The sequence below is a fragment of the Variovorax sp. YR752 genome (assembly GCF_943372545.1).
On record NZ_CALRZC010000385.1, the window covers coordinates 1 to 4,295 of the forward strand.

General features: G+C 69.2%; 6 protein-coding genes. 2 read left to right on the top strand and 4 right to left on the bottom strand.

Features of this window, described 5'->3' with window-relative positions; all coding sequences use genetic code 11:
* Nucleotides 1–543 (bottom strand): Sir2 family NAD-dependent protein deacetylase (locus AAG801_RS40680; RefSeq protein WP_341893556.1); only part of this gene is annotated, 543 nt, incomplete at its 3' end.
* Nucleotides 527–1,267, bottom strand: a complete 741-nt coding sequence (gene rlmB / locus AAG801_RS40685) for a 23S rRNA (guanosine(2251)-2'-O)-methyltransferase RlmB (RefSeq protein WP_341893557.1) — start codon at nucleotides 1,265–1,267, stop codon at nucleotides 527–529. The genes AAG801_RS40680 and rlmB, both read right to left, overlap by 17 nt.
* An 86-nt stretch (nucleotides 1,268–1,353) precedes the next feature.
* On the opposite strand from rlmB, the gene thrH reads away from it, so the two are divergent.
* Nucleotides 1,354–1,971, top strand: coding sequence for a bifunctional phosphoserine phosphatase/homoserine phosphotransferase ThrH (thrH, locus tag AAG801_RS40690; protein WP_341893558.1), 618 nt, complete (start codon nucleotides 1,354–1,356; stop codon nucleotides 1,969–1,971).
* A 9-nt stretch (nucleotides 1,972–1,980) separates the two neighbouring features.
* On the opposite strand, the gene AAG801_RS40695 is transcribed toward thrH, so the two are convergent.
* Nucleotides 1,981–3,225 (bottom strand): glycerophosphodiester phosphodiesterase, encoded by a 1,245-nt coding sequence (locus AAG801_RS40695; RefSeq protein ID WP_341893559.1) that lies wholly within the window; start codon nucleotides 3,223–3,225, stop codon nucleotides 1,981–1,983.
* Between the two features lie 87 nt (nucleotides 3,226–3,312).
* Nucleotides 3,313–4,068, bottom strand: a complete 756-nt coding sequence (locus AAG801_RS40700) for a heparan-alpha-glucosaminide N-acetyltransferase (protein WP_341893560.1) — start codon at nucleotides 4,066–4,068, stop codon at nucleotides 3,313–3,315.
* Between the two features lie 38 nt (nucleotides 4,069–4,106).
* Between AAG801_RS40700 and AAG801_RS40705 the strand changes: the two genes are divergently transcribed.
* Nucleotides 4,107–4,295: hypothetical protein (locus AAG801_RS40705; protein ID WP_341893561.1), on the top strand; the 189-nt coding region annotated here is incomplete at its 3' end.

The following is a 4,295-nucleotide window of genomic DNA, read 5'->3' on the forward strand; positions in this document are numbered from 1 at the left end:
GATGGTGCCGGGCGGCAGCATCTCGCCGAACCACACCACGCCGGGGCGCACGAGGTTGCCGCAATCGGCACAGCGCGGCGGCCGGCCGGCGCCGGCGGTGGCCGGATCGCAGCAGCGGCCGCGCCGGCACGGCTCCAGCCAACGGTCGGCCAGGATGTCGCCGTGCAGGCGGATCGTGTCGGCATTGCCGGCGCGCTGGTGCAGGTCGTCGACGTTCTGCGACACCACCGTGAGCACACCGGGGCGGCGCCGCGCGAAGTCGCCCAGCGCCCGATGGCCGGCATTGGGCTGCGCCGCGCGCACGCCCTCGCGCCGCTGCGCATACCAGTCCCACACGAGCTGAGGATCGGCTCGAAAACCCTCCTCGCTGGCCAGCTGCGCCGGATCGAAGCGCGACCACAGGCCGGTCAGCGCGTCGCGGAAGGTGGCGATGCCGCTTTCGGCGGACATGCCGGCGCCGGTCAGCACGCAGATCCGCGAGGCCGCGGCGATGCGCCGGCGCAACTCGTGCAGCTCGACCTCGAGGTCAGGCACGACGCTCACGTTGTCGCAGTGCCTCGTACAGGCAGATGCCCGACGCCACCGACACGTTCAGGCTCTCCACCGCCCCCTTCATCGGCAGGCGCACCAGCACATCGCAGGTCTTGCCGGTCAGCTGGCGCATGCCGCTGCCCTCGGCGCCGAGCACCAGCGCCACCGGGCCGCTCAGATCGACGTCGTAGAGCGAGGCTTCGGCCTGGTCCGAGGTGCCGACGATGCGGATGTTGCGTTCCTTCAGCTCATTGAGCGTGCGCGCCAGGTTGGTGACCATGAAGTACGGCACCGTCTCGGCCGCGCCGCTGGCCACCTTGGCCACGGTGGCGTTGACGCCCACCGCATGGTCCTTCGGCGCGATCACCGCATGCGCGCCGGCGCCGTCGGCCACGCGCAGGCAGGCGCCGAGGTTGTGCGGGTCGGTGATGCCGTCGAGCACCAGCAGCAGCGGGTCGCCTTCCACCGCGTCGAGCGTGTCGTCCAGAGAATGGCTCATTGCCACCGGCGTGACGCGCGCCACCACGCCCTGGTGACGGTGCGTGCCGCACAGCTGCTTCAGGCGTTCGTCGTCGCTGTCGACGACCTTCGCACCGGCCTCGCGCGCGCGCTCGACGAAGGCGCGCATGCGCTGGTCGCGCCGCGTGGTGTCGACGTGCACTTCGATCACCGACTGCGGTGCCATCTTCAGCCGCACGGTCACGGCATGGAAGCCGAACAGGACTTGTTTGCTCATGCGCGGATGGTAGCCGGGGGGGTGACACTCGAGGCCTCGGGTACGATGCGCGCCGCCTGCCACTGCCTTGCCCGGAGCCTATTCCCATGCAGATGATCTGCCTCGACCTCGAAGGCGTGCTCGTCCCCGAAATCTGGATCGCGTTCTCCCAGCGCACTGGCATCCCGGAGCTCTCGCGCACCACGCGAGACGAACCCGACTACGACAAGCTGATGCGCTTTCGCATCGGCTTGCTGAAACAGCACGGCCTGAAGCTCGCCGACATCCAGGACGTGATCGCCGGCATGGGCCCGATGGACGGCGCCAAGGACTTGCTCGACGACCTGCGCAGCCGCTACCAGGTGCTGATCCTGTCGGACACCTTCTACGAGTTTGCCCAGCCGTTGATGCGCCAGCTCGGCTGGCCGACGCTGCTGTGCCACAGGCTCGAGGTCGACGGCGAGGGCTTCGTCACCCGCCACGTGCTGCGCATGGCCGACCAGAAGCGCCACGCGGTCAATGCGCTGCGACTGCTGAACTTCCAGGTCATCGCGGCGGGCGATTCGTACAACGACACCGGCATGCTGCTGTCGGCGCACGCCGGCTTCTTCATCCACCCGCCGGAATCCATCGTCGCGCAGTTCCCGCAATTCCCGGTGACGCGCAGTTATGCCGAACTGAAGGCACAGATCGACAGCGCCGCCGCGCGGCTGCGCGGCGGCTGAAGGCTGCGCTCAGCGGCGCCCGCGCGGGCCGCAGATGTCCTTGACCAGGCAGCGGGCGTAACCCGGGTCGGTCTTGAGCAGGAACTGCACGCGGGCCGCGGATGCGTCGTCGGCGAAGTCGGCGAACACGCCGTCCACGCCCAGCTCGTAGAACATCAGGTACTCGGCTGCCGGGCTGCCGGCGTAGTCCGACACCAGGCGACGCTGCTCGCTGCGGAAGGTGTAGGCATGCACCAGCAGGCCGGCGGCATGGGCGCGCTGCACCAGGTCGGTCGGCGGCAGCAGCTTGCGGTCCGCTTCGTTGACCAGGCCGTCGCCGTTGATGTCGCTGCAGGCACCGCCCGCCAGCGTGCAGGCCGAGCTGCGGATGTAGAGCTTCCACGGCCCGATGCCGTCGGCATAGGTCGCCACCTCGGCCAGGCCGGCCGGCGTCAGCAGGTCGCTGAACAGGCCGGCGCGGCCGCTGACCACCCAGTCGTACGGCTTGTCATAAGGCTTGGCGTAGGAGATCGAGCCGTCCGGACGCACGTCGTCGGCATCGACCAGCTGGATCAGCGGCAGCGGCGTGCGCGAACGCAGGTAGCGCAGGTTGGCGGTCTCGAAGGACTGGATGAACACCGGCGCGCCCTTGCGGTTCCAGCCGGCGCGCGTCAGCACCGCCAGCAGGCGGTCTTCCAGCGCCAGACCGAGCTGCTGGTGATACGTCGGGTGCTTGGTCTCGGGATAGATGCCGATGCGCCGGCCCTTCTCGGCCGATTTGCGCTTCACGAAGTCGATGATCTCGACCAGCGTCGGGATCTGGAACTTGCCGTCGAAGGCGGTGCCACGTTCGGGCAGCGGCTGGATGGCTCGCAGCTGCCGGATCTCGGCCAGCGTGAAGTCGGAGGCGAAGAAGCCGGTCTCGGGCACGCCGTCGAGCATCACGGTGCGGCGCCGCGCGGCGAACTGCGGCAGGTCCTTGACGTTGGTGGTGTTGATCAGGTTCGGCTCGTGGCGGGCGATCAGGTGGCCGTCCTTGGTGGCCACCAGGTCGGGCTCGACATAGTCGGCGCCGAGCTCGATGCCCAGCGCGTAGGCCTCCAGCGTGTGCTCGGGCAGGTAGCCGTTGCCGCCGCCGCGGTGGCCGATGACCAGCGGGCCACGCGTCGTGGCATGGGCATCATCGTCGTTGTTGCCGTGGCCGAAGCTCAGGCCGGCAGAAGCGGCCAGCGCACAGGCCAGCAGCGCCGCACGCCAGCGGGCGGTGATCGTCATCATGGGTCTCCTCGATGGGGCCGGTGCGGTGTCGCCCGCACGTTGTCACTCTAGGGCGATGGCGTGACAGGGCCTTGACAGCAGAGCTCAGCGCCGCAGCGCCACCACGGCCATCATCGCGCCGATCAGCACCGGCTGGTGGACCATGTAGAAGCTCAGGCTCCAGCGCCCGAGAACGGCCAGCGGCGCCAGCGGCCGCGGCAGCGTTCCGCTCATCCAGTGGCGGCGCTGCGCGAGCACCCAGCGCCCGGCGGCCAGCCCCCACAGCATCACCCCCAGCCAGGGCAGGATGGGCGCGTAGTCCTCGGTGACCGGCTTGCGGGTGATCAGGCCGACCCAGTTGGTCCAGCGCGAGTCGAAGAACGGGTGCTGCACCAGATGCGGCAGCACGATCGCCACCAGCCCGAGCAGCCACAGCCCGCCGCGCAGGGGTGCGAGCAGCCGCGCCAGGATCAGCATCGCCGCGATGCCGTGCAGGATGCCGAAACTGATCCAGCTGCGCGGGAACATCGTCGCGCTGCCGATGCTGACCAGCACCGCGCAGCCGGCGATCTGCGCCCAGCGGCGCCAGAAGCGCGGCCACGCCTGGCCCTGCTCCACCGCCACCGCCTGGCCGAGCCCGGCGCAGAACAGGAACAGCGTGACGATCGCGACCCGCTGCTGCGTCCACAGCGGGTCGGTGTAGAAGTTCTGCCGGATGAACCCGAAATAGTTCAGGTCGAAGCAAAAGTGAAAGAGGGCCATCCAGACGATGGCCACTCCACGCAGCGCGTCGAGCCGATCGAAGCGTTCACCGGATGCCACAGTGCCTGGAAGAGTGTCGACTTTCCGACGATAGCGCATGCTCACGCACGTGGCGCGGCAGGTATGCTGTACGGCTGATGAGCTCGGAACCGTCCACCGACATTGCCGTCCGGCGTGAGTTGCTCGAACTCGCTCTCCAGAACGCCGGCCGCAGCGTGCCGGCGCTGATGCTGGTCGTTGCGATCATCGTCTGGTTCGGCATCCACGCGCAGCAGGTCGCGGCGGCGATTGCCTGCGCCTCGCTCGGCGTCTTCACCTCGGTCTGG

What these genes read in the sequence shown, in the direction of transcription:
- rlmB (WP_341893557.1), bottom strand. Translation starts at nt 1,267, where the DNA reads ATGAGCAAACAAGTCCTGTTCGGCTTCCATGCCGTGACCGTGCGGCTG.
- thrH (WP_341893558.1), top strand. Translation starts at nt 1,354, where the DNA reads ATGCAGATGATCTGCCTCGACCTCGAAGGCGTGCTCGTCCCCGAAATC.
- AAG801_RS40695 (WP_341893559.1), bottom strand. Translation starts at nt 3,225, where the DNA reads ATGACGATCACCGCCCGCTGGCGTGCGGCGCTGCTGGCCTGTGCGCTG.
- AAG801_RS40700 (WP_341893560.1), bottom strand. Translation starts at nt 4,068, where the DNA reads ATGCGCTATCGTCGGAAAGTCGACACTCTTCCAGGCACTGTGGCATCC.